This window comes from Candidatus Obscuribacterales bacterium (assembly GCA_036703605.1).
Lineage (GTDB): Bacteria > Cyanobacteriota > Cyanobacteriia > RECH01 > RECH01 > RECH01.
Genome location: DATNRH010000987.1, coordinates 1 through 1,723 on the forward strand (window position 1 = coordinate 1; position 1,723 = coordinate 1,723).

The 1,723-nt window shown below is 49.0% G+C and carries 3 protein-coding genes; 2 read left to right on the forward strand and 1 reads right to left on the reverse strand.

Going from position 1 to position 1,723, the window contains the following annotated elements; translation table 11 throughout:
• Window positions 1-447 (reverse strand): hypothetical protein (locus V6D20_20220; GenBank protein ID HEY9818105.1); only part of this gene is annotated, 447 nt, incomplete at its 3' end.
• Between the two features lie 376 nt (window positions 448-823).
• On the opposite strand from V6D20_20220, the gene V6D20_20225 reads away from it, so the two are divergent.
• On the forward strand, window positions 824-961 hold the full coding sequence (locus V6D20_20225; GenBank protein ID HEY9818106.1) for a hypothetical protein: 138 nt from the start codon (window positions 824-826) through the stop codon (window positions 959-961).
• A 268-nt stretch (window positions 962-1,229) separates the two neighbouring features.
• Window positions 1,230-1,723: hypothetical protein (locus V6D20_20230; protein ID HEY9818107.1), on the forward strand; the 494-nt coding region annotated here is incomplete at its 3' end.

Genomic DNA, 1,723 nt, shown 5'->3' on the forward strand with positions numbered 1-1,723 from the left:
GGGCTGGGGTGCTGCGCCATCGGCAACCACCAGGCCAGAGAGATTGGCGTCGTTGGTGAAATCTAGGTTGCTGCTGAGATAAGGGAACAGCGCGCCAGGGTAGTTGATGGTTTCGCCATCAATGTCAACGGTGGCTGGTGATAGCAGATTTTGAATCGCACCGGTGCCCAAATCAAACTCGTGGTTGCCAAAGGCGATCGCTTGAAAGCCTAGTTCATTTTGAATCAGGATATCAGCCCGGCCGACTGCTCCCAGTAGCGTTTCGCTAGCGCTGAAAAATGGGCCGGGAATATAGGCATCCCCCGACGATAGCGTGAGGGTTCCATCTGCACCAAAGCCATCATCCCGTAGGGCATTGAGGACGGCAGAAAAGCGAGGGGCATCTTCAAGAGCAGGAATTCCTGCCTCTTGATCGGCCGTATGCAGCAGTTGGAGTGTAAAGGTCATGACCCAAAATCCGTGTAGTTTGACTGAACGATTGAGTGCGCAAAGGTCTCAATGTCCACACTTCCCACACGGGACTTAAGGTTAGGTCATTGTTAGGTTATGATCATACTACTGTTGCGTTAACGTAGTTGATTGCAAAGTAAGAAGCCCACAAGCTTTATTGTGTAAGACTTTGACTGATTTAATTAAGATCTAGAGATAATAATTCTTTAAGCTTTGATTAAAACTGTCTAGATAGCTTAGGGGTAGCTTAGGGGTTTGTTAATCGTTTGTTCATCTGTTTTGCCCTGTGGTATGCAGGGGGCGACGAATATGTCTTGAAACGCAGAGAGCGATCGCGCTGTCTATGTTGTACTAGTCTGTCTGGTCTGGAGGCATGGGAGGGGGCAGTACAGCTCTGAGCCGAGGTGGACAAGTGTTGATTGCTGCGGCTGCACTTGAAGACCAGTCCTACGCGATCGCTCCCTGTGATGGCTATAGTGCTGCGATCGCATACGGTTGCCACCCGGGATAGACGTCTATTTGAGGTAGCAGGAACAAGGGTGATGAGCCCCTGGCAATAGATGATAAGACTATGGCTGAATGGAGGAGTGGATGGGGGAACGGAGATGGCTTTTTTCCTGGTTTAAAGCGACCTTGTGCAATGATGTTTTGAACGTCCATGTGGAGAACATCATAGAGTTCTGAGAGACATAATAGCTAACCAAGAGAAAATCAATGGCAGCCCTTAGGGGTCTTTGTCGCACAATTGATAAAGACCAAAGAAGAGGATGGGCTTGTCTATGTTTGCACAACTGCCAGAGCGGCAAATGCACGGAGTTCGTTGGGTATTAACGATGGGTTGGCTCTTGATCATTGCTTCCCTATTGTATGACCCTTGGACCTCGGCGCTAACTACCCCTGATCATCCTTGGAGCCCTTTGCGGCTTCAGGATACCTGCATCCAGGTGCAGGGAGAATGCTTATCTGAGCAGCCTTATCCCTTAGGAACAACCCTCTTCTGGGGAGCTATTGTACCATCCGCCATCTTCATATTGCTGGTATTTGGCCATGAGCTATGGCGACGGATTTGTCCCCTGTCGTTTTTGTCTCAAATCCCTCGGGCATTGGGATGGCAGCGGCAGTTTAAGCGAGAGAATAAAAAGACTGGCAAAGTACGTTACGAATTGGCAAAGGTTGACTCTAATTCATGGCTGGGTCGCAATTATCCCTATGTGCAATTTGGCTGGTTATTTATAGGATTGTGCGGGCGAATTTTGTTTTTCAATGCCGATCG

Coding starts and splice junctions, on each gene's coding strand:
- V6D20_20225 (HEY9818106.1), top strand. CDS start 824: ATGGGAGGGGGCAGTACAGCTCTGAGCCGAGGTGGACAAGTGTTGATT.